The sequence below is a fragment of the Zobellella endophytica genome (assembly GCF_003012775.1).
GTDB lineage: Bacteria > Pseudomonadota > Gammaproteobacteria > Enterobacterales > Aeromonadaceae > Oceanimonas > Oceanimonas endophytica.
In genome coordinates, this window is the sequence record NZ_PXYG01000003.1 from 63,847 (window position 1) to 88,313 (window position 24,467).

21 protein-coding genes and 1 tRNA gene are annotated in these 24,467 nt (G+C 63.1%); 11 read left to right on the forward strand and 11 right to left on the reverse strand.

Annotation, left to right across the window (positions count from 1 at the left end):
* The first annotated feature begins 65 nt into the window (after positions 1-65).
* From C7H85_RS09430 to C7H85_RS09460, 7 genes are all read left to right on the forward strand, one after another.
* Positions 66-1,283, forward strand: coding sequence for a radical SAM protein (locus C7H85_RS09430; RefSeq protein WP_106729462.1), 1,218 nt, complete (start codon positions 66-68; stop codon positions 1,281-1,283).
* Positions 1,280-2,281 (forward strand): hypothetical protein, encoded by a 1,002-nt coding sequence (locus tag C7H85_RS09435; protein ID WP_146140438.1) that lies wholly within the window; start codon positions 1,280-1,282, stop codon positions 2,279-2,281. Before C7H85_RS09430 ends, C7H85_RS09435 begins: the two co-directional genes overlap by 4 nt.
* Entirely contained in the window at positions 2,278-3,375 is a 1,098-nt protein-coding gene (locus tag C7H85_RS09440) for a sulfotransferase domain-containing protein (protein ID WP_106729464.1), read from the forward strand. The genes C7H85_RS09435 and C7H85_RS09440 overlap by 4 nt, the downstream gene beginning before the upstream one ends.
* A 15-nt stretch (positions 3,376-3,390) precedes the next feature.
* On the forward strand, positions 3,391-4,833 hold the full coding sequence (locus C7H85_RS09445; RefSeq protein ID WP_106729465.1) for a GMC oxidoreductase: 1,443 nt from the start codon (positions 3,391-3,393) through the stop codon (positions 4,831-4,833).
* Positions 4,834-4,837: 4 nt separating this feature from the next.
* Positions 4,838-5,317 carry a VOC family protein gene (locus C7H85_RS09450; RefSeq protein WP_158260076.1) on the forward strand — a complete coding sequence of 160 codons (480 nt, stop codon included), beginning with the start codon at positions 4,838-4,840 and terminating at the stop codon, positions 5,315-5,317.
* Positions 5,314-5,958 carry a 2OG-Fe(II) oxygenase family protein gene (locus C7H85_RS09455; protein WP_106729467.1) on the forward strand — a complete coding sequence of 215 codons (645 nt, stop codon included), beginning with the start codon at positions 5,314-5,316 and terminating at the stop codon, positions 5,956-5,958. Before C7H85_RS09450 ends, C7H85_RS09455 begins: the two co-directional genes overlap by 4 nt.
* A 252-nt stretch (positions 5,959-6,210) precedes the next feature.
* Complete coding sequence (locus C7H85_RS09460) at positions 6,211-6,450, forward strand: hypothetical protein (RefSeq protein WP_106729468.1); 240 nt, start codon at positions 6,211-6,213, stop codon at positions 6,448-6,450.
* Between the two features lie 157 nt (positions 6,451-6,607).
* Here the strand turns inward: C7H85_RS09460 and alr are convergent, their stop codons facing one another.
* The 6 genes from alr to hinT all read right to left on the reverse strand — a co-directional run bounded on the left by alr (position 6,608) and on the right by hinT (position 12,658).
* Positions 6,608-7,840, reverse strand: coding sequence for an alanine racemase (gene alr, locus C7H85_RS09465; RefSeq protein WP_245879629.1), 1,233 nt, complete (start codon positions 7,838-7,840; stop codon positions 6,608-6,610).
* 553 nt (positions 7,841-8,393) lie between these two features.
* Positions 8,394-9,686 (reverse strand): NAD(P)/FAD-dependent oxidoreductase, encoded by a 1,293-nt coding sequence (locus C7H85_RS09470; RefSeq protein WP_106729469.1) that lies wholly within the window; start codon positions 9,684-9,686, stop codon positions 8,394-8,396.
* Between the two features lie 156 nt (positions 9,687-9,842).
* On the reverse strand, positions 9,843-10,853 hold the full coding sequence (nagZ, locus tag C7H85_RS09475; protein WP_106729470.1) for a beta-N-acetylhexosaminidase: 1,011 nt from the start codon (positions 10,851-10,853) through the stop codon (positions 9,843-9,845).
* Positions 10,854-10,892: 39 nt separating this feature from the next.
* Complete coding sequence (locus tag C7H85_RS09480) at positions 10,893-11,711, reverse strand: phosphotransferase (protein ID WP_106729471.1); 819 nt, start codon at positions 11,709-11,711, stop codon at positions 10,893-10,895.
* Positions 11,701-12,297: a penicillin-binding protein activator LpoB gene (locus C7H85_RS20260; protein ID WP_106729472.1), complete on the reverse strand. Its 597-nt coding sequence runs from the start codon at positions 12,295-12,297 to the stop codon at positions 11,701-11,703. The genes C7H85_RS09480 and C7H85_RS20260 overlap by 11 nt, the downstream gene beginning before the upstream one ends.
* Positions 12,298-12,307: 10 nt before the next feature.
* Positions 12,308-12,658: a purine nucleoside phosphoramidase gene (gene hinT, locus C7H85_RS09490; protein ID WP_106729473.1), complete on the reverse strand. Its 351-nt coding sequence runs from the start codon at positions 12,656-12,658 to the stop codon at positions 12,308-12,310.
* Between the two features lie 100 nt (positions 12,659-12,758).
* Here hinT and C7H85_RS09495 point away from each other — a divergent pair, with 100 nt between their 5' ends.
* From C7H85_RS09495 to C7H85_RS09505, 3 genes are all read left to right on the forward strand, one after another.
* Positions 12,759-14,105 carry a dihydroorotase gene (locus C7H85_RS09495; protein WP_106729474.1) on the forward strand — a complete coding sequence of 449 codons (1,347 nt, stop codon included), beginning with the start codon at positions 12,759-12,761 and terminating at the stop codon, positions 14,103-14,105.
* Positions 14,106-14,205: 100 nt separating this feature from the next.
* Positions 14,206-14,282: transfer RNA gene (locus tag C7H85_RS09500), tRNA-Pro, on the forward strand.
* A 282-nt stretch (positions 14,283-14,564) separates the two neighbouring features.
* Positions 14,565-14,777, forward strand: coding sequence for a hypothetical protein (locus C7H85_RS09505; protein ID WP_106729475.1), 213 nt, complete (start codon positions 14,565-14,567; stop codon positions 14,775-14,777).
* 102 nt (positions 14,778-14,879) lie between these two features.
* On the opposite strand, the gene C7H85_RS09510 is transcribed toward C7H85_RS09505, so the two are convergent.
* Positions 14,880-15,896 carry a LacI family DNA-binding transcriptional regulator gene (locus C7H85_RS09510; RefSeq protein ID WP_106729476.1) on the reverse strand — a complete coding sequence of 339 codons (1,017 nt, stop codon included), beginning with the start codon at positions 15,894-15,896 and terminating at the stop codon, positions 14,880-14,882.
* 134 nt (positions 15,897-16,030) lie between these two features.
* The gene (putA, locus tag C7H85_RS09515; RefSeq protein ID WP_106729477.1) at positions 16,031-19,648 is read right to left on the reverse strand and encodes a bifunctional proline dehydrogenase/L-glutamate gamma-semialdehyde dehydrogenase PutA; all 3,618 of its coding nucleotides are present in this window, start codon (positions 19,646-19,648) and stop codon (positions 16,031-16,033) included.
* 244 nt (positions 19,649-19,892) lie between these two features.
* Between putA and C7H85_RS09520 the strand changes: the two genes are divergently transcribed.
* Positions 19,893-20,345 carry an Lrp/AsnC ligand binding domain-containing protein gene (locus C7H85_RS09520; protein WP_106729478.1) on the forward strand — a complete coding sequence of 151 codons (453 nt, stop codon included), beginning with the start codon at positions 19,893-19,895 and terminating at the stop codon, positions 20,343-20,345.
* A 6-nt stretch (positions 20,346-20,351) separates the two neighbouring features.
* Here the strand turns inward: C7H85_RS09520 and C7H85_RS09525 are convergent, their stop codons facing one another.
* The 3 genes from C7H85_RS09525 to C7H85_RS09535 all read right to left on the reverse strand — a co-directional run bounded on the left by C7H85_RS09525 (position 20,352) and on the right by C7H85_RS09535 (position 24,445).
* Entirely contained in the window at positions 20,352-21,764 is a 1,413-nt protein-coding gene (locus tag C7H85_RS09525) for a sucrose-6-phosphate hydrolase (protein ID WP_106729479.1), read from the reverse strand.
* A gap of 150 nt (positions 21,765-21,914) precedes the next feature.
* Positions 21,915-23,279: a sucrose-specific PTS transporter subunit IIBC gene (locus tag C7H85_RS09530; RefSeq protein ID WP_106729480.1), complete on the reverse strand. Its 1,365-nt coding sequence runs from the start codon at positions 23,277-23,279 to the stop codon at positions 21,915-21,917.
* Between the two features lie 47 nt (positions 23,280-23,326).
* Positions 23,327-24,445 (reverse strand): carbohydrate porin, encoded by a 1,119-nt coding sequence (locus C7H85_RS09535; protein ID WP_106729481.1) that lies wholly within the window; start codon positions 24,443-24,445, stop codon positions 23,327-23,329.
* Positions 24,446-24,467 lie beyond the last annotated feature (22 nt).

The following is a 24,467-nucleotide window of genomic DNA, read 5'->3' on the forward strand; positions in this document are numbered from 1 at the left end:
CCGGCCGGAAAAACACGGATTATTGGGGGCACCCCCACCATGTTCCACCGACAAGGAGTCAGCGCATGTCATCTGCCGAACCCAACCAGGCCTCCCCGCTGGGGCCAGTAGAGATGGTCGTACTGCAGGGCACCTCATTTTGCAACCTCAATTGCGCCTACTGTTACCTTTCACAAGAAAGCCGCCGCAACAAAGCGACCATGCCTTTATCAACCATACTTGCCACTTTCGAAAAATTGTTTTCCAGCCCCTACCTTGAAAACAAAGTGCGCGTTAGCTGGCATTCTGGCGAGCCGTTGGTCCTGAGGCCAGACTATTATCGAGCGGCCATGGACGGCATCCTCAACCTGAGAACATCATTGGGAGTCAAGTCCCTGGATGTCCAATTCGACATTCAGACAAATGGTACCCTTATCAATCAGGAATGGTGCGACCTGCTCCATGAATATCAACACTGCCTGAGTATTGGTGTCAGTTGTGACGGCCCCGACTTCCTTCACGACAAACACCGAAGAACATGGTCAGACAAGCCGACCCACAGCAAAACAGAGCATGGCTTGCAACTGCTTTCCAGCAACGCAATCCCCTTTGACATCACCGCTGTCATTTCTCCAGAGGGTCTCGATCATCCCATAGAATTCATTGAATACTTCGCGCCATACCTTGAACATATTCGTGAATTTCACTTCAACCTCCATGATGAATTTTTCATTGAAGAAGATCTTGAATCAAAAATAGAAAAATATATAAAACGTTATCAACTCTTCCTGCGTGCCTTGCTAGACTACGGCACCAAAAGCCATTGCCACCCCATGCCACGGATCAGAAACTTCTCGTCCTTTTACCACCGGCTATTTACTAATGAGGAAGAACACTCAGGCTACGATGCGCGCAGTATGAGCAAACCGTTTAAAACTCTCAGCATTGAAGCCAATGGCGACGTAACAACGTTTTATGCGGGCCTTACCCTGGATGAGTGCAGGGATCTCAAAAACCTGTATGGCGACAACCACGGCCTGGTAATAGGCAATATCCTTACCGACACACTGAGTGACATTGCCCACTCTAACAAACTCAAGAGGATCATGGCCGATTTTGAAGCAAGCCATAGTGCCTGCGAACGAGGCTGTGAATATTTCAACCTCTGCTCTGGCGGTTATAACCTTATAAAGCACCGCCGGTTTGGCAGATTCGATGCAACCGAAACCCCAGAGTGCAGGGTGCACGTAAAAACTTTTGCCGACACCTTGCTGAATCATCTAGACGAGCACCTGTCCCAATGAGTGATACCTTAGGTCAGATTCCTCTTGACCCGGCGTTGCTGCAAAACAACAGCCTTGACAATGTTCGCACAAGAATACGTAGAATTGTGCGGAGCATAAACTTCGAATTGCTGGAGAATAACAACGCATTCCGCATCCATGGGCCAGACCTGGGTTATCACCTGGCCGATCCACATCTGCCACAGGTTTTGAAAACCTGGAGCCCTCCATTAGGGTTGAATGACGTCTTTCTCTACCGTACCCACCAACAGTACTTTGATCTATGTTTTGAAGACTGTTGGTCTGGTTATTTTATTACCAAGGCGCTTTCTGGATACACTGGCGATATCGTGTTGCTCCACCTGGATGACCACACCGACATGATGCCAACGCTGTTAGCACAAACGGACACCGGCCTGATGAACCCCGTAACAGCGCGCATTTTTGATCCCAGCCATCCCGCCGACTGGATCTCGGCAATCAAGACGGGATGCATCAGTATCGGAGATTTCATTACGCCATTATTTCATAGCGGCCGCCGGATCCATGTGCGACATCTCAACAATTCATCTCCCGGCCATGCCTCTCCCGTGCCGGTGTCGCGCGCCTTCTGCTCCTACCCTGAAATTCCGGGTTATCGCTTTGCCACCCTCACCAAGGAGGAAAACTCCTCCCCAGGCGCAGACGGCAGTTACCTGGCAGGCCCGGATCCGTTCACATTGTTCGAAGCCCTGCCAGCAGGAAAGGTAATATTGCATATCGACCTGGATTACTTTATCAACGACTTCAATGGCAATGTGGGCGCCTTGCCACCACTTTCACCCAAAGAGTTATACCTGCGGGCTCAGGGTAAACTGGCGTCTTTCCTTAAGGCACTCACACCACTGCAACCACGCATAGAGCTTAAGATAGTGGCAACATCGCCTGGTTTTTGCTGCGCCTTGCATTGGAACGGATTGTTACAGGAACTTCGTCATGGGCTGGGTTCTTTTCTGAACGAGTCAGAGGCCGGGCCATGACCAGAATTTATATCTTTTCATCCCCCGTTGACGCCATGAAGATAGTGGACTGGCTATCCCGAGCAGGGGGCATTACCGCCACGGAAATTACCGCCATCGTGGCGCCCGCTGAGGAAAGCCCCCCGACACCACTGGCGGGTATTCCCGTGCTCAGTGCCGGGCAAGCATACCGCACCTTGTGCCCGGAAGATCTGGTCATGGTGGCGAACAACCATTTCGATCAAACCGTCGCTCAGCTGTTCAGCCATGGCATACTGCATGTCTTTGACGGCCGTGCGGCGCTCACCCGCGGCGAGCTGCGCCACCGCTTTATAGGCCTTGCCAAGCCTTATTACATTGGCCCCAATTATCCGAGCCTGCTCAACAACAGGGACCATGCCTTTCTCCGCGATACGGCAGAGCCGCTTAACGCCAACGCCATTCCAGGGCACAAGTTATTTATCGTCAACAGCCTGCCCAAGTCCGGCACCCTGTGGATGATGGCCATGCTGGAAAAACTGCTGGGGATCAAAGCCCACCGGCAGCTTGTTCTCGCCCATGTGATGGACATCGAAACGGACAGCAACAAACCCAATACCCATGGTGCCGTGATGCTGGTGCGCGACCTGCGCGATGTGGTGATCTCCTGGTTTCACGACCTGGCACGCCACGACATGCGCAACGGCTTTGCCGAACCACGCTACGCCAATATTACCGAGTTCTATTTCAATTACCTGGTGGGATTGCTGAGTGCCAGCCCACGCTATGCCTTCGGCCGGCTGGATCAATGGCTCAACCTGGCGGCCTGTAACGGCTACCCCATCATCCGTTATGAAGATCTGCTCGCAGACCCCCCTGGCAGCTTACGCAAAATCATGACCTTCTGGAAAATCCGGGTCCCGGATAAAGACATTACCGAGGTAAGCCACTCGCTGGCATTCAACAACATGCCGCTCACCCTGGCGGGGCAAGAGGGATACGTAGCAGAGGCGGTGCGATCCGGTCACCTGCGGCGCGGTGCCGTCGGCGCCTGGAAAACCGAACTGCCGGCGGCGGTTGAGGACGATATCAATCAACGCTTTTCGGCCTACCAACAACGGCTGCAATACGATTAGCCACAGGATGGACTCATGATTCTGGATGCCAGGAACCCCGACGTTTCCTTAAACCGGACCACCGAACTGGCCATTGTGGGGGCCGGCCCGGCCGGCCTGGTGCTGGCCCGTGAACTGGCTGAGCTGACCCCGGTGTTGCTGATTGAAAGCGGTGGCGTCGCCCCCGATCCGCAGGTGGCCGCCCTGCAGGAAGGCGAATCCACCGGTATTGATTATCCGCTAACGGAAACCCGGAGCCGGGGTTTTGGTGGCTCATCCTCCCTTTGGGCGGGTTACTGCGCCCAATTCGACCCACACGACTTTGCACAGCGGCCCTGGGTTGCCGACAGCGGCTGGCCATTCGGCGTTGAAGAGCTGACCCCCTATTATTCCCGGGTGGCCAGACTGCTCAACCTCGGCCACGCGGACTTCGACGCCCGCGCCATCACCGCCAGGGCGGGAAGCCGCCTGCCCCTGGACGGCCGGCAACTGGCGCCCACCCTATGGCGCTTTGGTACCCCCATCCAGCGCTTTGGGGAGTCATTCCAGCCCGACTTCGCCTCGTCATCCACCATTACCACACTCACCCACGCCACAGTGGCGGATATCCGCCTCGGTGCCGGCCTCGACCATGTGGCCGAGCTTGAGATACGCACTCTCAATGGCCGCCGAGGACACATTCGGCCGTCCATGGTGGTGCTGGCCTGCGGCGGGCTGGAAACCCCCCGAATATTGCTCAATGCCAATCGCCAGCTCGCCTGCGGGCTGGGGAACGGCTACGATCTGGTCGGCCGTTATTTCATGGAGCATCCCCATTTCACCATCGACGCGTTCGAACTGTTACAACCCGACGCGTTTGCAGACTGGACCGCCCGCGGATGCGGCGGTAATGGGCTCGAATATTTGTCATGCCTGGGCCTGAACGGCGAGGCACAACAGCAGTTGGGCGTGCTCAACGCACGGCTGCATCTGTACCGCACCCCGGCCATGGCCGAGGATGCCGCCCCCCGCGCCGGCCTGTTCATGGAGCAGGCGCCAAACCCAAACAGCCGGGTTACCTTGTCGGAGCAGGCCGATGCCCTGGGCAACCGGCGGCTGAGGCTGTATTGGCGGCTGAGCGAACTGGATCGGCTCTCCTTCGTCCGCACGGCCCAGGCGCTTGCCGCCACATTCGAAAGAAAAGGCCAGGGCCGCGCTCTCGGTCCGCCCCCGGTTGCCCCCTCACCGCTGTACTCCAACCATCATCTGGGCACCACCCGCATGGCAGAAAGCCGGCACAAGGGCGTGGTGGACCCCAACGGCAAAGTACATGGCATCCGCAACCTGTACATCAGCGGGGGGAGCGTATTTCCAACCGTGAGCTGGGCAAACCCCACCTTTACCCTGATGGCCCTGACCTACCGCCTGGCGAACCACCTGCAAAGCTTGCTGCGCCCTGGCTGCCAGGGCACATCCCATGATCCAAAGTGCAAGGAGTAACAACATGAGCACCGGTTATTCGCATGTTGGCGTGTCGACCCACAATATGGAAAGCACCATCCAGTTCTACGAAGGCATACTCGGCTTCCCCAAGGTGGTGGAGAACATCACCCACATCAACGAAGGGGGCACCCTGCGCCAGGTTTATTTTGATGTGGGCGATTCGCAATACCTGGTGTTTATGGAGCCGAAGGGCATTACCGGCATTGCCGCCGGTTACGACACCGGTATCAACGGCGCCCTGGGAGTGCCCGGCGGCATGTACCACTTCGCCTTTCGGGCCGCCTCGCTGGACGAATTGGCATCCCGCCGGCAACAGCTGCAGGCCCATGGGATAGAAGTGTCGACCATCATCGATTTGGGGCATGCCAGCTCCATCTTTTTTTCCGACCCCAACAAACTGCAACTGGAAATCTCCTGCCAGACCCGCCCTTTCAACGAGCAGGATCTGCACCAGGAATCAACCGCCAGTATCGCACTATGAACAGAGGCATTCCCTATTACTCCCCACCGGCCTGGCAAGAGCTGACACTCAACTGGCCCAAGGATGAAATGGCGTTGCTGAAAGCAGAGCTGGCGGCCACCGGGTTTATGCAATTAACGACCGCCATAGCCAAAGAACGGCTGAGCGCCCTGCGCGAAGAATCCGGCAGCCGGTTTGTTGATGCCCTTCCGGCCAGCGGAAACCGCACCCTTCCCTACCGCTCCCGCCTGGCGGGCCTTGGGCCGGTTGCCATAAGCTTTTTGACCGGGAATGCCATGGCCAACCTGCTGGTGTTGTTTTTTGGCCAGCGCTATAAACTCAGCCCCCAATCCAGCTGCTACACCTATTACCGGGAAGGCGACTTTCTGGCGGCCCACCGGGACAACGCCGAAGGCTGCAAGGTAACTGTGCTCATTTACCTGAGGGCCGATTCCCCGCTCCCCGGGAGAGCGGATTCAGGGTTGTTTTTGGAGCTTTATCAGGATACCCGGGGCCAACCGGGCTCTCTGCTGCGCCGCCTTGAAACAACCCAGGGCACCATGGTCGCCGGCCTGGGTTCACAAGTTTGGCATGCACGTAAAATGCTGCTACCGGGGGAAAGGGTAGATATGCTGACGGCGTGTTTCGTTCCCACATTATAACGAAAGGAACGATTTACCAGCGTACCTTCCTTGGGGATAAGCCAGAGTGAGGCTGGGTGGGTTGTCAAAGAAAGCCTGGAGCCGATCCTTGCCGCCGCGGCGGGCTCTCGCTCCCGGGTTTCGGCCACCGGCGTTGTGATGAGCACCGGGCTGTGGTAACAGCCCGGTGCTCAACCCTGATATAAATCAACACCCCGCCCCCTCCCCCACGCTACCCTGAAGCTGTGGTAGCGACTGTTCGCGGGAGGATCCATGTCCGACGAGATGCTTATCCGGGTGCTGAAGGGGGTGATGCTGGTGGGCATCGGCCTGATCTTGCTGGGGGTGTACCTGCATAACAGCGCCCGCATGGAGGCGCTGGGGGTGAGGGGCATTCTGCTCAGCGCCGGCTGTGTGGCGCTGGGCATGATCCTCTCGCTGCCCACCAAGATGTACCTCACCTTTATGCTGATGAAGCGGGAAAGCGGACGGTCTTCTTCCTCCCCAAACTGAGCAAGTTGCCGCCGGAGCCAAATCTGTGGTGGTTGCTTCGTTGGCCGGCTCGCCTGGGCTCCCGCCTTCGCGGGAGCGACCGCTTACCGTTCCGGCAATAAAAACCGGAAGCGGTTTTTCTTCCCGCTTCCGGCTTCCAGCATCAAGCTTCCCGCTGTTATTGCGCGCGCTTGAGGATCTTGGGATTGGAGTTGCCCCACACGGTGTACAGGTCCGCCAGCAGGGCGCCGTTGGCGTCTTCCAGCTCGCCCTGAGTGACTTCCGTGTCGCCCTGCCTGCCGAACAGCACCACCTCGTCACCCGGCTTCACGCCCGGGATGTCGGTCACGTCGATCATGGTGGTGTTCATCGACACCCGGCCCACCACCGGCGCGCGCTGGCCGTTCACCACCACATGGGCGTTGTTGGTGAATACCCGGCGGTAGCCGTCGGAATAGCCCATGGGCAGGTTGGCCAGCAGCGCATCCCGCTCCAGGGTATGGGTGCCGTCGTAGCCCACCTTGCTGCCCGCCGGGTAGTCGTTCACCGAGGCCACCCGGGTCTTGAACGACATCACCTTCTTGTATTCGGTATAGCTGGGGATGGTGTCGCCGTAGATGATGCCGCCGGGGCGCACCATGTCGAGCCGGGCTTCCGGCACTTCCAGGGTGGTGAAGGAGTTGGCGGTATGCAGGGTCAGCTTGCTGCGATCCAGGCCGGCGTCGTCAATCAGCCATTGCGACTGTTCGTTGAATTTGGCCAGCCCTGCGCGCACAAAGTCCGCTTCCTCGTACTGGAAGTGGGTCATGATGCCCACCAGCTCCAGGTTGCCGAGCTGCATCAGCGCGCGGGCCTCGGCCTTGCCTTGCTCGGTGGCCAGCTCCAGGCCGTTGCGGCTCATGCCGCCGGCGTTCAGCCCCAGGTGGTAGCGCAGGGTCTTGCCCTCGGCCCCGGCCACCTCGGCCGCCTGCCGTGCCGCCTCGATATCGCCGAACAGCTCTTCCATGTCGAATTGCAGGCCGTCGCGCACTTCCGCCGGGGTGGCGCTGCGCACCCGCATGATGCGGCCTTCATAGCCGCTTTCCCGTACGACCCGCGCTTCCTCGTTGCTGGTAATGCCCACGCAGGGAATGCCGGCGGCGATCACCGAGGGCATCAGGTTGGCGATGCCGTGACCGTAGGCATCGGCCTTCATGATGGCGCAGATCCGGGATTTTCCGTCCAGCAGCGCCTGCAGGGTGCGGATGTTGTGCTCGAAGGCGGCCTGGTCTACTTCCACCCAGGCGTTGGCGGTGGCGTACTGGCTGCTGCCGGTATCCAGGCCGGTGGCCGGCAATTCGGGGGCGGCATGCAGGGAAGTGGACAAACAGGCGGCCAGGGCCGCGGCCAGTACGGTGGGGGTCATTTTCATCTAATGCTCTCCTTGAATGGGCTGCCACCCGCTCCTTTGGCGAAACTCACCGGCCGGAAACCCCTTCCGGCTTGCAGATGGCCAGGCCACTATACAAGGAAAAAATCAAAACTTAATAGCGCAATTTAACTTTTTATTGACATTAAAAACCATTACAGCAGTTAAGTTTAGGTCTTAATACTTAACATTATGACAGCAGCAATATTAATTATGCAGACCCCATCATTCATTTTCATATAAAGCTATTCATGATGGCGTCACGATGCCGCCACTACCCCGGATAACGCCGACGTTCACCGCCGGAACGGCACCCATCGGAGCTGTGCGCAAAATAGCGGCACGGCATCGTTATGCACCGCGCAGGTAACGGCGGCAGCCCGGTGCAAGCGGTCATGGATCTCCGCCTTCGCGGAGATGACCAGGGTAAGAAGACGGAGATAGCCAGGATTGAACGGCGGTGATAAAGGAAAAACAGCCCATAAAAAAGCCGGAAAGAGGGTTTCCTTCCGGCTTCCAGCCTCAAGCTTTCAGCTTCTGGCTTCCTGCTTGAGTATCAGTGCAGCTTGAGCCGGGGCCGCAGGTAGCGGTTGATCTGCCCCACCAGCATCATCAGCCCGGTGCGGGTGTAGCCGTGCAGCGCCACCTGGTGCATGCGGTAGAGGGAGATGTACACGGTGCGGGCGATGCGCCCTTCCACCATCATGGAGCCGCGCATCAGGTTACCCATCAAGGATCCTACCGTGCTGTAGCGGCTCAGGTTCACCAGCGAGCCGTGATCCTTGTACACGTAAGATTTGAGCGCCTTGCCGGCGAGCAGGGCCTGGATGTTGTCGTAGGCGAGGCTGGCCATCTGGTGCGCCGACTGGGCCCGGGGCGGCACCGGCTTGCCGTTGTCCTGCAGGCAATTGGCGCAGTCGCCGATCACGAAGATGCTGTCGTCGCGGCTGGTCTGCAGCGTGGGTTTGACCACCAGCTGGTTGATGCGGTTGGTTTCCAGCCCGGCGATGTCCTTCATGAAGTCCGGCGCCTTGATACCCGCGGCCCATACCATCAGCTTGGCGGGGATCAGCTCGCCGTCCTTGGTTTTGAGCCCCTCGTTGGTGGCCTCCACTATCATGGTGTTGATGCGCACGTCCACGCCCAGCTCGCGCAGCTCCTTGTGCGCCATGGCCGAGATCCGCTCGGGCAGCGCCGGCAGGATGCGCGGCCCCGCTTCCACCAGGGTCAGCCGCAGGCAGTCGCGGTTGAGCTTCTTGAAGCCGTAGGCGCCCAGGTGCTCCACCGCGTTGTACAGTTCGGCCGACAGCTCCACCCCGGTGGCGCCACCGCCGACGATGGCGATATCGACCTTTTCATCCACGGTCTCGCTCTCCGCATACTGCAGAAAGCGGTTCATCAGTTCGTCGTGGAAGCGTTCGGCCTGTTGCGGGCTGTCGAGGAAGATGCAGTGGTCCCGCACGCCCTGGGTGCCGAAGTCGTTGGACACGGAGCCGATGGCCAGCACCAGGATGTCGTACTTGAGCAGGCGCTCGCTGACCATGGGCTTGCCGGCGTCGTCGAGCAGCGGGGCCAGGGTAATGCTCTTGGCTTCCCGGTCGATGCCGGTGAGGCTGCCCAGGTGAAAGCTGAAGCCGTGGTTGTGGGCCTGGGAGCGGTAACTCAGGCCGTCGATGCCCGGATCCATGGCGCCGGTGGCCACTTCGTGCAGCAGCGGTTTCCACAGGTGGGTCCGGTTGCGGTCCACCAATATCACTTCCGCCTTGCCCTTGCGGCCCAGTTGCCGGCCCAGCTTGGTGACCAGCTCCAATCCGCCGGCGCCGCCGCCGACCACGATAATTCTTGTCATACCTGACCCCTGTAAGATGTAAGAAAAAACCTGCGGCTATGAGCGCCCCATAGCGACAGATTCTCCCGGCAACCCCGCTCATCCTGAGCGGAGCTCATTCTAAGAGTTGCGTCAAAAACCACAACTTCATTTTCACATAAAAATAACTGGCTCCCGTCAGTCGTGCCAGCCCTGCTCCCGGCCCAGGGCCAGCAATCGCCGGCTCGCCTCGCGCCAGCGGCTGCTGCCGTAGAGGTGGGCCGCGCCGGCGTCGGGCCGCTTGCGCAGGGCGGACAGATCCCGTTGCAGAGAATGTGGCAGGCTGTCGATGATACGCACCGCCCCGGCCCGATGGTTGCAGGCCAGCAGCAGGTCGCAGCCCGCCGCCAGCGCCAGCCGGGCGCGCTCCGGGTAGTCACCGGCCACCGCCGCCCCTTCCATGGTCAGATCGTCGCTGAACACCAGGCCGCCGAAGCCGAGCCGGCGACGCAGTATCTCCTTGATCCAGAATGAAGAGAAACCCGCCGGCTCAGGATCCACCGCGCGGTAGACAACGTGGGCCGGCATCATGCCCTGGATCAGCCCCTGGCTTACCAGGGTCTTGAAGGGCACCAGATCGGCCGCTTCTATCTCGGCCAGCGCCCGTTCGTCCACCGGGCTCTCCTTGTGGGAGTCGGCGCGCACGCTGCCGTGGCCGGGAAAATGCTTGGCCACCGCCGCCATGCCCGCCTGCCGCATGCCGCGGATATAGGCGCCGGCATGCTCGATCACCGCGGCGGGATCGGCCCCGAAGCTGCGATCACCAATCACCTCGCTGCCCCGTTCCAGATCGAGCACCGGGGCGAAGCTGAGATCGATGTCGTGGGCCAGCAGCTCGGCGGCCATCAGCCAGCCCGCATCGGCCAGCAGGGCCGCCTTGTCGGGGTGGTCCAGCGCCGTCAGCCGGCCCGGTGCCGGCAGCGGGAAAAAGCCGTCGCGAAAGCGCTGCACCCGGCCACCTTCGTGATCCACGGTCAACAGCAGCCCCGGCCTGACGGCACGGATGGCCTTGACCAGCGCGCCCAACTGGGCCCGGTCGTGATAGTTCCGGCTGAAAAAAATAACGCCGCCCACGGTGGGATGGGCCAGCAGTTCGCGCTCTTCCGCATCCAGCTCATGGCCGTGTAAATCGAGGATAAAAGGACCCATGGTCGCTCCACTGCCGCCTTGGCTCGGCGGTATACAGATTCAGTATTGTGTCAATGCCCGCGCCAGCCGGGCCTCGGCCCCCTGCTGCAACGCCAGGTACGACGGCGTGCCGTGGTGGCGGTATTGCACCGCCGCCCACAGGGCGGTCAGCAGGTGTACCCAGCACAGGCGCGCCGCCAGGCGGGGCGGGTCGAGCTCTCCCCCGCCGGCCCGGTAATGGGCCAGCATGGCCGCGCTCGCCGCCGGGTCCAGCCCGAAGCCGTCGGCGATCACCGCCAGCTCGAAGGCGGCATCGCCCAGGGCGGCATATTCCCAGTCCAGCAGCCAGGGCCGCTCGCCCAGCAGGTTGCCGGCGGTCAGGTCATGATGGCAAAACACCGGGGTAAAGGCCGGATTCAGCGCCGGCTCGTCGAAACGGGGCAGGCAGGCTGCCAGGGCCGGCGGCACCGCCGTCAACCGCCCCAGATAATGCTGCATCCGCTGCCGCAGATCCAGCACCGGCAGCGTCGCCGGCAGCCGGTGCAGGGTGGCCACCCGGGCCATCAGCCCGGCCAGATCGGGCTCGGTTCGCTGCCGCCAGTCCGGCTCGTCCAGCCAGTCCAGCACCAGCAGGCCCCGCTCCGGTAGGGCAAAGCGGACCGCCGGCGCCAGGCCGGCGTCGGCGGCAAGGCGGTGCGCCTCCAGCTCCTGCCGGCGGTCGATGCCGAGCCGTTCCGGGCGGGCGCAGCCCAGGCGCAGCCAGTAGCGGCCCCGGGCCGTGTCCAGCCGCCAGCAGCGGTTGGTATGGCCGCCGGGCAGTGCCGTCAGCCGGCCCTGCAGCCCGTCGGGCAGCCAGGCCTGCGGCCGGCTACTGACCATTGACGCTGTCGGACCAGAGCACTTCGCCGCTGCTTAAATCCATCAGTTGGGCCTGCAGCCGAAAGCCGCCGCCGGCCCGGCTCAGGTTGCCGGACAGCAGGTAGTCGGCGCCGCTCTGCTTGCCCAGACGCACCAGGGAGGCCACGTCGGCCCGTCCGCCCTGGTAAGCCAGTTGCTGTCGCAGGCTGCTGACCTGGGCGCCACCCACGAACGTCAAGGGTCCGCTCAGGTTGGCCTGCAGCCGCTCGGTCAGGCCCCGGGTATCCACCGGGCTGCCCGCCTGGTTGCGGATATCGTCGAGCAGCACCGGGCCCGAGACCTCGGCGATGGCCGAGCTGGCCTTGAGCCGGGCCGCCAGGTTGTCGGCCAGCCGCTCCAGGTTGGCGCTGCGCGCCTCGGGCAAGGGGGTGACCGGGGCCTCGGGCAGCTGGATCACCGGCGGCTGCGGAGCGGGTTCCGCCGGCTGTACCGGGCCCGGGGTGGCGGGCGTGACCGGCGCCGGCTGCGACGAATAGGGGTTGGGCAGGCCGCAGGCGCTGAGCAGACCGCCGGCGAGAACCACCAGGGCGAAACGGGATAGGGTCATCGACATGTCCTCAGCGGGCCAGCATGGGGCCGAGCGGACGGCCACCCAGCAGATGCATGTGAATGTGGTAAACCTCCTGGCCGCCGTGGCGGTTGCAGTTGACGATCAGGCGGTAACCGTCCTCCGCCAGGCCGGCCTCGGCCGCCAGCTTGCGCGCCACGGTGAACAGCCGGCCCAGGGCCAGCTCATGCTCGGCTTCCACCTCGTTGACGGTGGGGATCAGCACGTTGGGGATGATCAAGATATGGGTCGGCGCCTTGGGGGTAATATCGCGAAAGGCGGTAACCAGCTCGTCCTGGTAGAGGATATCGGCGGGAATTTCCTTGCGGATGATTTTGCTGAATATGGTCTCTGCTGCCATTACCGGTCTCCTTGAAGATAAAACGCGCGGACCGCGCCTGTCGGCTACAGTCAAGATTCGCTATTATAGCCTTGTTAGCCGCCAAAGGAATGAAGTCACAATGAATAAACTATTGATTAAAAACGCAACCCTGGTCAACGAGGGCCGGGTTCAGGTGCAGGATGTGCTGATCGAGGGCGAGCGCATCGAGCAGATCGGTTTCGGCCTCAGCGCCGCCGCCGGCACCCGGGTGCTGGACGCCGCCGGCAAACACCTGCTGCCGGGCATGATCGACGATCAGGTGCACTTTCGCGAGCCGGGCATGCCCGACAAGGGCAACATAGCGTCGGAATCCCGCGCCGCCGTGGCCGGGGGCACCACCAGCTTCATGGACATGCCCAACGTCAACCCGCAAACCACCACCCTGGAGGCACTGGAGGCCAAGTTCAAGCTGGCCGAGGGCCGGGCCGCCGGCAACTACAGCTTCTACCTGGGCGGCACCAACGACAACCTGGAGCAGATCCAGCGCCTGGACCCCAACCAGACCTGCGGCGTCAAGGTGTTCATGGGCGCCTCCACCGGCAACATGCTGGTCGACAGCGAAGCGGCCCTGGCCGGCATCTTCCGCGACAGCCCGGTGCTGATCGCCACCCACTGCGAAGACTCCCCCACCATCAAGGCCAACGAGCAGAAGGCCCGGGAGCAATACGGCGAGGCGGTGCCCTTCGGCGAGCACGGCCGCATCCGCAGCGCCGAGGCCTGCTACCTGTCCTCCTCGCTGGCGGTGAGCCTGGCCAAGCGCTACCAGTCCAAATTGCACGTGCTGCACCTCACCACCGCCCGGGAGATGAGCCACTTCACCGCCAGCCACTCCCTGGCCGAGCTGAAGGACAAGAACATCACCGCCGAGGTGTGCGTGCACCACCTGTTCTACAACGAGGCGGACTACGAGCGCCTGGGCTCGCTGATCAAGTGCAACCCGGCGGTCAAGACCGCCGCCGACCAGCAGGCGCTGATCGACGCGGTGAACCAGGATATCATCGACATCATCGCCACCGACCACGCGCCCCACACCTGGGTCGACAAGCAGAACCCCTACTTCGGCGCCCCCTCCGGCCTGCCCCTGTGCCAGCACGCCCTGCCGATGCTGATGGAGTTCTACCACAAGGGCATCTTCAGCCTGGAGACCATAGTGCGCAAAACCGCCCACGCGGTGGCCGAGCGCTATCAGATCAAGGACCGGGGCTATGTCCGCGAAGGCTACTTCGCCGATCTGGTGCTGTTCGATCTCGATGCCAGCACCCCCGTCGGCAAGGACAACCTGCTCTACCACTGCGGCTGGTCGCCGCTCGAGGGCACCACCCTCAGGAGCCGGGTCGACACCACCCTGGTCAACGGCCAGATTGCCTACCAGAACGGCACGGTCAGCGAGCAGGCCTTCGGCAAACGGCTGCAATTCACCCGCTGATGCGCAAATAGCAGGCAAACGCACCAGGCAGGCCGGATGGAGTGTTGACAGCCCCCGGCCACTTGCCTAGAATCCTGCCCCGTCGACACAACGACGATTTCGGCGTGTAGCGCAGCTTGGTAGCGCACTGTCATGGGGTGTCAGGGGTCGGAGGTTCAAATCCTCTCACGCCGACCAAATCATCCTGAGAAGCCCACCGTAAGGTGGGCTTTTTGCTTTCCGGCAACACCATCACAGATCCATTTCAGTGGTCCCCCTGTAAAGGGACGTCTTGCCTCGTGTTTTGGACGACTGACATCGACAGGATACGCCGGGTCTACCGTAGAGTCCGTTTCAATGGCCCATGTCGGCACCACGCGTTGGCCGAATAAATTCGACCCTACAAACCACCTCCAGAGCCCTTTATCTCTCCCGCGGCCGTACTAGACTTTAGGTTTTAACCGACGCAGGAGGTGCGATATGACGGTACAGACCGAAGTGGCTCAGGAAGCATGGGACGATCTGCACGACAAGCGGGCCAAACTGAAAGAGGCCACCGAGCATTACGACATCAAGGTGCAGGCGTTCAAGGCCGATGAATGCGACCTTGAAGAGGTGACCCAGGCCTTCGAGCAGAAACAGCAGGCCAGCCAGGAGCACGCTGCCGCCTTCCACCAGCTCTTCAAGGTATGAGTCAAACCGCTAAAGTAAGGCGCCATGCCTTACTTTAGCGTCGCTCCCCTCCCCCGAAGCAGGCGCCAGCCCCTGTCATAGCGCTGCCGAAACCGTCACCGGTTACGCCTCGCAATGAGCGCGACTGCGCCAATGGACCCTGGTCGGCACCACATGGGCGGCCTTGACCAGGGTTTCCCCCTGCAGCAACAAACGGCACAGCTCGAAGGCCGCCCCGGCCAGCGCATCGCAGTCCTGGGCCACCGCATCCACCGCGATCGGCAGGCAGTCGAGCAGTTCGTGATCGTCGAAGGTGCCGAGCCGGATCGGCTCGGCCAACAAATGGTGCTCGTTGAGATAGCGCAGCACCCCCTCGAGCAGGGTAAAGGAAGCGGTAAACAGGGCCCCGGGCAGCCGGCCCAGATCCTGGTGCAACTGCGCCATCATGCGGTAGCCCGACACCGAGCGATAGTCCGCCGTCCAGATCCATTCCGGCCTGGCCTCTATCCCGGCCCGCTGCAGGCCCAGCTCGTAGCCCGCCAGGCGGTGACGGCTGGGCGACAGCGCCAGTTGTCCGCCCAGAAAATACACCGCCTCCTGCCCCCGGGCCAGGGACTGCACCAGCTCCGCCGTGGCCCGGCAGGCGTCCGAAATCACCAGCGGCAGGCTCGACTGGCCGATATGGCGGTCGAGCTGCACCACCGGCATCCGTCCCGCCAACTGCCGGTAGGGGCCGTCGTCATCGCCGCTGGAGGCCACGATCAACGCATCCACCTGGCGCTGGATCAGCCCAGCCACCACCAACTGCTCCAGCTCGGGATCGTCGTCGGAGCAGGCGATCAGCAGTTGCAAGCCGGCCTCCCGACAGCGGGATTCCAGGGACTTGGCGATGCTGGCGAAGCCGAAGTTGGTGAGGTCGGGGATCACCAGACCCAGGGTATGGCTGCGGCGGGAGCCCAGGGCGCGGGCGTGGAGGTTGGGCTGGTACTGGTAGCGCTCGGCCACCGCCATCACCCGTTCGCGGGTTTCGTCGGCAATCCGGTACTGGCCGGCCTTGCCGTTCAGCACCAGGCTGGCGGTGGCCTTGGACACCCCGGCCAGCTCCGCCAGCCGGGCTATGGTCAGTTTCTTCTTATCCACGTGTCTAGCATCTTGTTGGCAGATATGCCCATTCTACCCGTACTGAGATCGACCGCCAGCGCCGTGAACACCTGGATTCAGGAAGTGACGGCCCTGGCCCCGCCCGCCGGGCGGGACCACCACCGTCCGGCCGCTTACTCCGAGGCGGCGATCAGGCTGGCGTTACCGCCGGCCGCCGTGGTGTCGACGCACAGGTGGCGCTCGATCACGAAGCGCTCGGGTACGTTCTGCTCGGTAATGAGCGGCAGCAGGGCTCCATCGCGGTGCGACAGGGCGACCCGGTACTGGCGCAGGGTGGCGGTGTCGGCGCCACTTGCCACCGCCTCGAAGCCGGTGACGGTTTCGAGGGCGACGGGCTGCAACAGGCCATCCAGGCCGATGGCCGGAATATTGGCCGCCTCGGCCCGGCTCAGCGCCGCCCGGGCACCCGGGGCCACCACCACCACGGCGTTACCCTGGGACAGGGCGAGACCCGCCTGTTTCAGGGCCGAGGCCAGATCCGGTCCCAGGCAGAGCACGGTGCCACGGGCGCAACAGCGCAGGCGATTGAGCTCGCCGGTGGGGCCCGGCATCTCTTCCGGGGTGGCATCCAGCGCCGCCGGCACGGTGCCGAAAATCGGTGCAAGGCGCTCGGCCCGGTTCCGGGCCTGGGCCCAATCCTTGCCATTCAGCCGGTCGATGCCGCCTTGCAGCTGAGCCGCCGTGACCGATGCCTGCTCCGCCGCTTGCACGCCTTGGCCCTCGCCGGACGCCATAAAGCGGCGTACATACTGCGGACCACCGGCCTTGGGACCGGTGCCCGAGAGCCCTTCGCCGCCGAAGGGCTGGGAGCCGACGATGGCGCCGATCTGGTTACGGTTGACGTAGATATTGCCGACCTTGATGCGGCTCGTGATGCGTTCCACCCGCTTGTCGACCCGGGTATGCAGGCCGAAGGTCAGGCCGAAGCCCCGGGCGTTGATGTGATCGACCACCTGGTCGAGTTCATCCGCCTCGAACGTAGCCACGTGCAGCACGGGCCCGAAGATCTCCTCTTCCAGCTCGTGGATGCCGTCGAGCCTGATCACCGTGGGCGCCACGAACAGCCCCTCGGCGGGCACCGGCAGTTGCTTGAGCACCCGTCCCATGCGCGCGAATTTTTCGCAGTGCGCCTCTATGCCCCGCTTGGCGTTCTGGTCGATCACCGGGCCCACGTCGGTGTCGAGCTGCCAGGGGTTGCCCAGCCGCAGCTCGTCCATGGCCCCGAACAGCATCTCCAGCAGGTGATCGGCGATGTCCTTCTGCACATAGAGCATGCGCAGGGCGGAGCAGCGCTGGCCGGCGCTCTGGAAGGAGGAGGCCAGCACGTCGCGCACCACCTGCTCCGGCAGCGCGGTCGAGTCCACGATCATGGCGTTCAGGCCGCCGGTTTCGGCCACCAGGGGCGCGTCCGGTGCCACAGACTCGGCCATCACCTTGTTGATGTGCTGGGCGGTGGCGGTGGAGCCGGTAAAGCAGACGCCGTCAATGCGCGGGTCCGAGGTCAGGGCCGCCCCCACGGTGCTGCCGCTGCCGGGCAGCAGCTGGATGGCCTCGCGGGGAATGCCGGCTTCATGCATCAGCTCGACCGCCCGGGTGGCGATAAGCGCGGTCTGGCCGGCGGGCTTGGCGATGACGGCGTTGCCCGCCGCCAGCCCCGCCAGCACCTGACCGGCGAAAATGGCCAGCGGGAAGTTCCAGGGCGAAATACAGCTGATCACCCCGCGGCCGGTACCGAATTCCTGATTGCGTTCGGCTTCGTTCGGATAGTAACGGGCGAAGTCGACGGCTTCGCGGATTTCGGCAATCGCATCCGGCAGGCTCTTGCCCGCTTCCCGGGTGGCCAGGGCGAACAGCTCGGCGGCGTGTTCTTCGAACAGGTCGGCCACGCGACGGATGCGCGCACTGCGCTCCGCCACCGGCAGCGCGGACCAGAGCTCGAACCCGGCGCGGGCGGCGGCGATGGCGGTGTCGATATCTTCTTTCGACGCCTGGGTGACATGGCCCACCAGATCCGACGGCACCGCCGGGTTGCGCACTTCCTCCACCCGGGTGCTCTGCACCGGGCCGGCGATCACGGGCCCGCCGGTCCACTGTCGGGTCTTGAAGGGCGCGCGGGCGGCCTCGATTTCCGCCACTTCCACCGGGTTGGTGAAATCCCAGCCCCGTGAGTTGCGGCGTTTGGCGCCGTAGAGATCGGCGGGGCGGGCAATGATCTTGCTCGACAGCGCATCGCCCATGGCCGCCACCGCATCGAAAGGATCCCGGGCGATGTCTTCCGGCTGGATGCGGGTGTCGACAATCTGGTTAACGAAGGAGCTGTTGGCGCCGTTCTCGAGCAGGCGGCGCACCAGGTAGGCCAGCAGATCCTGGTGGGCGCCCACCGGCGCGTAGATACGGCAGCGGGTACCCTGCTTGGTGAGCACGGCGTCGTGCAGGGATTCGCCCATGCCGTGCAGGCGCTGGAACTCGAAGCAGTCGCGGCCCTGGGCCAGCTCGAGGATGGCCGACACCGAGTGGGCGTTGTGGGTGGCGAACTGGGGATAGATGCGATCGGTCATCCCCAGCAGCTTCTGGGCGCAGGCGATATAGGACAGATCGCTGTTGACCTTGCGGGTGAACACCGGAAAGTCCGCCAGCCCCATCACCTGGGCGCGCTTGATCTCCGCATCCCAGTAGGCGCCTTTCACCAGCCGCACCATGATGCGGCGGTCGAGCCTGTCGGCCAGGGCGTACAGCCAGTCGAGCACAGGGGCGGCCCGCTTGCCGAAGGCCTGCACCACGATGCCGAAGCCGTCCCAGCCCGCCAGGGCGGGATCGGACAGCACCGCTTCGATCACGTCCAGGGACAGGTCCAGGCGATCCGCTTCCTCCGCGTCGATGTTGAAGCCCATGTTGGCGGCCTTGGCCTGTTTGGCCAGCTCCAGGGTGCGGGGCACCAGCTCGTTCATCACCCGTGCTTTCTGGCCGAACTCGTAACGGGCATGCAGCGCCGACAGCTTGACCGAAATACCCGGGTTCTGGCGGATGTCCGGGTGCACGCAGTGCGGCGCCAGGGACTTGATGGCATCGGAGTAGGCCTTGTGATAGCGCAGGGCGTCGGCGTCGGTGCGGGCGGCTTCGCCCAGCATGTCGTAGGAATAGGTGTAACCGCGGGCCTCGTAGCTTTTGGCGCGCTTGACCGCTTCCTCGATGTTGCGGCCCAGCACGAACTGGCGCCCCATTTCCTTCATCGCCTGGCCGACGGCGGTGCGTACCACCGGCTCGCCCAGCCGCTTGACCATCCCGCGCAGGGTGTTCGCCAGCCCCTGCCGGTCGACCGGCGACAGCAGCTTGCCGGTGACCAGCAGCGCCCAGGTGGAGCTGTTGATCAGCGACGAGTTGGAGCGGCCGCGGTGCTCGCCCCAGTTGCCGGATGAAATCTTGTCTTCGATCAGCTCGTCGATGGTGCTCTTGTCCGGCACCCGCAGCAGCGCCTCGGCCAGGCACATCAGGGCCACGCCTTCCTTGGTGGTCAGGCCGTATTGGGCCAGGAATTTTTCCATCATGGTCGGGGTGGAGTTGGCGCGCACGTCACGCACCAGTTCAACCGCCCGTGCCGAGATGCGGGCGCGAACGTCGGCGGACACCCGGGCATTGGCCGCCAGGGACTTGACCACCCCGGCCTCATCCGCCAGGTAATGGCCACGAATCTGCTCCCGGCAAGCCGCCAGCGACAGTGCTTGTTCTTTCATCCGACCTTCTCCCTCGGTATGTGCAATTTTGTTGGCACCATGCTAACCGAAAGTGAATATTCTTTTTTCCTATATAAAGAAAATAAACGACACCAATATACTTTTTATATCGATAATTAATTAATTATTCACCACATAAAATGACAAAAATAGCCATATCAACCATAATACCGTTTTCTCCCGCTGTTATGATGGCGCGCCATGCCATCGCGCCGGGGCATGTTGACGAAAGAGGACGAGAAAGATGAGCCATCTGGACAGGGCGGACCTGCAGATCATCCAGGAGCTGCGGGAGAACGCCCGCATCACCCTCACCGAGCTGGCCTCCCGGGTCGGGCTGTCGAAAACCCCCTGCCAGCTGCGCATGCGCCGGCTCGAAGAGCAGGGCTATATCACCGGCTACACCGCCCTGGTGGATCAGAGCAAACTCGGCCTCAGTCATATCTCCTTCGTGCAGATCACCCTGAACGACACCAGCAGCAAGGCCCTCACCGCCTTCAACAAGGCGGCGCTCAAGATTGCCGAGGTGGAGCAGTGCCACATGATCGCCGGCGGCTTCGACTACCTGCTGAAAATCCGCACCAGGGACATGGCCTCCTACCGCATGGTGCTGGGCGAAAAGATCTCCGCCCTGCCCCATGTGCTGCAGACCAGCACCTTCGTGGTGATGGAAAACGTGCGGGATATCGGGCTCTGAGCCCGGTCACGACTGGCGCAGCACCGGCGCCAGCGGCCAGTAGCGGAAGCGGGTCTCCCCCGCCCCGCCCCAGCGGATTTCGGGATGGGCTCCCGGGAAATAGCGGGCCGACATCGCCGCTTCCCCCTCGTTGATAAACAGCTCGATGCTGGAGCTGTCGAGCAGCAGCCGCAGATCCGTGACCGCCCCATGCCAGCGCCGGCTTTCCCATTCGCCGCTGCGCCAGTTCAGGCGCCGGAGCTCGAGGCCGCCGGCGTTAACCGTGAGCACCGCCGCCTGGCCCAGGTAGAGCCGCACCTCGCCGCTGATGACCAGCTCAAGCTCGGCCCGCCCGCCCTGCAGCCGGGGCGCCTGCACCGCCAGCCCCTGCCAGTCGAACGCCTCGCCGCGCAGGGCGGCCAGCTCGGGCACCGGATTCTGATACAGCTTGCCCTCGCGCCAGCTCAATACCCGCGGGCAGCTGAGCTGGTTCATCCAGCCGTAGTCCCGGGTCGGCTGGGCCGGCTCGTTGTCGTCGGGCAGGCCGAGCCAGCCGATCAGCAGGCGCCGGCCCTGGTCGTCCAGGGTGGTTTGCGGGGCATAGAATTCAAAGCCCAGATCCAGCTCGTGGAAGTCGCCGTGGGCCAGGCGCCCGCCGTGCCAGTCCAGCTCGCCGGCCAGCCAGCCGCACTGGTACAGGTTCTGGTAGCGATCGGCCTCGGCCGGCAGGCCTTGGGGGCAGCAGATCAGCACATGGCGCCCGCCAAGTTCGAACAGGTCCGGGCATTCCCACATGTAGCCGAACTCCCCGAGATCCTGCTCGCCACTGCCGGCCAGCACCCCGATCTGCCGCCAGTGGTGCAGATCGGCGCTCTGGTAGAGCAGCACCTTGCCCTGGCCGTCTTCGCTCTGGGCCGCCAGCACCATCCACCAGTGCCCGTCGTGCCGCCACACCTTGGGGTCCCGCACATGGCCGGTATAGCCCTCGGGCAAGTCCAGCACCGGGCCCAGCTTCTCAAACTCGCCGAACTCCCGCTCCACCGCCAGGCACTGGAAGGCGGTGCGCCGCTCCCGGTCGTATTTGACGTTGCCGGTGTAGATCAGGGTCAGCTCGCCGTTGTTGTCCACCGCCGAGCCGGAGTAGCAGCCGTTGCGCTCGTAGTCCTCGGTGGGCGCCAGCGCCAGCCCCAGGTGCTGCCAATGCACCAGATCGTCCGACACCAGCTGACCCCAGGCCTTGGCGCCGTGGGCGCAGGCCAGCGGGTTCCACTGGTAGAACAGCCGGTAGCGGCCGTCGAACCGGATAAAGCCGTTGGGATCGTTGAGCAGGCCCACCGGGGCGGCGATATGCCAGCCGGGCCGGTGGGGATCCCCCTCGGCCCGGTTCAGCCCCCCGAGCAAGGCTTCGCTCAGCCTGTTCAGCCACTGCTGTTCGGTCATTGCCATATCTCCTTGCAGTTTGATGACAAACTCCATTATCTCGTCGTCGCCTCCGCGAAGGCGGAGGTCCATGACAGCTTGCCGTGGACTCCCGCCGTCGCGGGAGTGACAACAGAGTAAGCCGAAAGTTTGTCAACTATCTGATTTCCATCAGTCCAGCTTGTACTTCAGCAGGGTGGAGGCGGTGAAGGCCGCGGCGAAGGCGATGACCATGCCGATGCCGTAGTTCAGCAGCGAGGCGGGCTGCACGATGGCCAGGCCCGGCAGGCCGGTCAGGCCCACGGCGGTCATGCCCACCTTGGTGGCCACCACGTAAGCCCCGCCCAGGGCGCCGCCGAACAGGCCGGCCAGGAAGGGCTTGCCGTAGCGCAGGTTGACCCCGAAGATGGCCGCCTCGGTAATGCCCAGCAGGCAGGAGGCGCCGGCCGGCACCGTGATCGCCTTGAGCTTGGCGTCCTTGGTCTTGAAGTACACCGCCAGGCAGGCGCCGCCCTGGGCCACGTTGGCCATGGCCCAGATCGGCAACAGGAAGTTGACGGCGATGGCCGGGTTGGTCAGCAGCCCGGTTTCGATGGCGTGGAAGCTGTGGTGGATGCCGGTGATCACGATGGCGGAATAGGTGCCGCCGAACACCAGGCCCGCCAGCCAGCCGGCGTGGTCGTACAGGCCGCTCAGCAGCAGGGAGATGCCGTCGCCCAGGCCGCGACCGATGGGGCCCACGAACAGCAGCGCCACGAAGCCCGCGATCAGCAGGGTGAGGAAGGGGGTGACGATCAGATCCAGGGCATTGGGCACCACCTTGCGCAGGCGCTTTTCCACCTGGCTCATCACCCACACCGCCAGCAGCATGGGAAACACCGTGCCCTGGTAGCCGACCATGCCCACTTCCATCCCGAGGAATTCCATGGTCTTGAAGCCGTCGGCCACGGTCCAGGCATTGGTCAGGGCCGGATGGGTCAGGATGCCCCCCAGGGTGGCACCCAGGTAGGGGTTGCCGCCGAACTCTCGGGCGGCGGTAAAGCCGATCAGCACCGGCAGGATGATGAAGGCGGCCGAGCTGAACATGTCGAGCATGATGAACAGGGCGCTGTCGGGGGAGACCCAGCCGTAGGAGCGCACCATGCCGAGCAGGCCCATCAGCAAACCGGCGGAAACGATGGCCGGGATGATGGGCACGAAAATATTGGACAGGGTGCGCGCCAGGCGCTGGGCCGGGTTGAGCCTGGCCGCCGCCGCGTCCACCAGCTCGGCCTTGCTGGTGTCCCCCAGGCCGGTGAGGGCGGCAAACTCCGCGTACACCTTGTTGACCAGGCCGGTACCGAAGATCACCTGCATCTGGCCGGCGTTGGCGAAGCAGCCCTTCACCCCTTCCACGTTCTGGATGGCCGCCTTGTCGGCCAGGCTGTCGTCGTTCAGCACCAGCCGCAGCCGGGTGGCGCAATGGGCGGCGGAGGCGATATTGTCCCTGCCCCCGAGCAGCGGCAACAGTTCTTTGGCGATGGCTTCAATATTCATGGTTCGATATCCGTCATGCGCAGGGGGGCCTGACGCCCCCCTCAAGATTAGAAGAAGTATTTAAAGCGTACCCGGGTACCGTAACGGTCGGTGGCGGTGGTGGACTCTTCCACATCGAAGCTGGACCAGTAAGCACCGACCAGAATGTCGAAGTTGTCCAGATCCAGCACCCGGTCGAACCGGTAGGAGGTGTAGAGGGTGTTGCTCTGCTGGGTGCCGATCAGGTAGCTGGCGTGCTCGGACGCCGGGTTGACGTCGTCTATCTTGTTGCGGCCGTAGATATAGCCCAGACCGAACTTGTCGAACAGCACGTTGGCGCCCAGGGTCAGGTTTTCTTCCCGGTGCGCGTCCAGGTAGGCGGCGTTGAGATTGGCCTTGATGGTGCCGGACTGCCAGCCGAAGGTGGTGCCGTAGCCGGTGCGGTCTGACACGTCACGGCCGCGCTCGTCGACGATGGCGTCCTCGATCAGGTTGTGCTCCATGCCCACCGCCCAGCTGAAGTCACCCAGCTGCCAGCGCAGGGCCGGACGCACCACCACCGAATCCTTTTTCTTCTCCAGATCGAAGCCGTGGTATTGGGCGCCGTTGAACAGATCCAGGCGGTTGCCGAACAGGGTGGCCAGCTCGACGTAGACGTCGCCCAGCTGGCGGCTGACCATGACATGGCCCGCGTCACCGGCCCGGCCGCGGGCTTCCTTGGTCATGTACAGGTAGGCGGAGCCGTCGGTGTAGAGGCCGGAAGAGGTGTCGCCGGAGTGCTCCACGAACACGTCCTGGCCGAGGGGAAACAGGTCCAGCGCCTCGAAGCGGCCGACCTTCATCTCGCCCACATCGCTGCGGCCGAAGGCGAACCAGGCGTCGTCCGAGCCGACGCCGCCGTTGCTGGCCAGGGTGGGCTGGGCCTTGAACCTGGCGTAGGCGCCGGAATCGGCGACCCGCTCCCCGGAGATGTCGAGCAGCAGCCGGCCGGTCTGATCCCAGCGGTCGTCACGGCCGTCGTTCATATACAGGTTGCTGTCTTCCTGCTTGTTGGCCACGTTGACGTCGAACTCGACGTCGCCGCCCAGAGTCAGCCGACCCTTTTCGCCTTCCCAGCTGACTTCCGCATTGGCGGTGGCGGCAGTCCCTGCCACCAGCAAACCCACTAACAGTGCTTTCCTTGTCATTTTTTTCTCCTGTGATCAACGA

What these genes read in the sequence shown, in the direction of transcription:
- C7H85_RS20260 (WP_106729472.1), bottom strand. Translation starts at nt 12,297, where the DNA reads ATGACCCTATCCCGTTTCGCCCTGGTGGTTCTCGCCGGCGGTCTGCTC.
- putA (WP_106729477.1), bottom strand. Translation starts at nt 19,648, where the DNA reads ATGAAAGAACAAGCACTGTCGCTGGCGGCTTGCCGGGAGCAGATTCGT.
- C7H85_RS09440 (WP_106729464.1), top strand. Translation starts at nt 2,278, where the DNA reads ATGACCAGAATTTATATCTTTTCATCCCCCGTTGACGCCATGAAGATA.
- C7H85_RS09525 (WP_106729479.1), bottom strand. Translation starts at nt 21,764, where the DNA reads ATGACCGAACAGCAGTGGCTGAACAGGCTGAGCGAAGCCTTGCTCGGG.
- C7H85_RS09535 (WP_106729481.1), bottom strand. Translation starts at nt 24,445, where the DNA reads ATGACAAGGAAAGCACTGTTAGTGGGTTTGCTGGTGGCAGGGACTGCC.
- C7H85_RS09530 (WP_106729480.1), bottom strand. Translation starts at nt 23,279, where the DNA reads ATGAATATTGAAGCCATCGCCAAAGAACTGTTGCCGCTGCTCGGGGGC.
- C7H85_RS09495 (WP_106729474.1), top strand. Translation starts at nt 12,759, where the DNA reads ATGAATAAACTATTGATTAAAAACGCAACCCTGGTCAACGAGGGCCGG.
- C7H85_RS09470 (WP_106729469.1), bottom strand. Translation starts at nt 9,686, where the DNA reads ATGACAAGAATTATCGTGGTCGGCGGCGGCGCCGGCGGATTGGAGCTG.
- hinT (WP_106729473.1), bottom strand. Translation starts at nt 12,658, where the DNA reads ATGGCAGCAGAGACCATATTCAGCAAAATCATCCGCAAGGAAATTCCC.
- C7H85_RS09445 (WP_106729465.1), top strand. Translation starts at nt 3,391, where the DNA reads ATGATTCTGGATGCCAGGAACCCCGACGTTTCCTTAAACCGGACCACC.
- C7H85_RS09435 (WP_146140438.1), top strand. Translation starts at nt 1,280, where the DNA reads ATGAGTGATACCTTAGGTCAGATTCCTCTTGACCCGGCGTTGCTGCAA.
- C7H85_RS09430 (WP_106729462.1), top strand. Translation starts at nt 66, where the DNA reads ATGTCATCTGCCGAACCCAACCAGGCCTCCCCGCTGGGGCCAGTAGAG.
- C7H85_RS09520 (WP_106729478.1), top strand. Translation starts at nt 19,893, where the DNA reads ATGAGCCATCTGGACAGGGCGGACCTGCAGATCATCCAGGAGCTGCGG.
- C7H85_RS09505 (WP_106729475.1), top strand. Translation starts at nt 14,565, where the DNA reads ATGACGGTACAGACCGAAGTGGCTCAGGAAGCATGGGACGATCTGCAC.
- C7H85_RS09455 (WP_106729467.1), top strand. Translation starts at nt 5,314, where the DNA reads ATGAACAGAGGCATTCCCTATTACTCCCCACCGGCCTGGCAAGAGCTG.
- alr (WP_245879629.1), bottom strand. Translation starts at nt 7,840, where the DNA reads ATGAAAATGACCCCCACCGTACTGGCCGCGGCCCTGGCCGCCTGTTTG.
- nagZ (WP_106729470.1), bottom strand. Translation starts at nt 10,853, where the DNA reads ATGGGTCCTTTTATCCTCGATTTACACGGCCATGAGCTGGATGCGGAA.
- C7H85_RS09450 (WP_158260076.1), top strand. Translation starts at nt 4,838, where the DNA reads ATGAGCACCGGTTATTCGCATGTTGGCGTGTCGACCCACAATATGGAA.
- C7H85_RS09480 (WP_106729471.1), bottom strand. Translation starts at nt 11,711, where the DNA reads ATGGTCAGTAGCCGGCCGCAGGCCTGGCTGCCCGACGGGCTGCAGGGC.
- C7H85_RS09460 (WP_106729468.1), top strand. Translation starts at nt 6,211, where the DNA reads ATGTCCGACGAGATGCTTATCCGGGTGCTGAAGGGGGTGATGCTGGTG.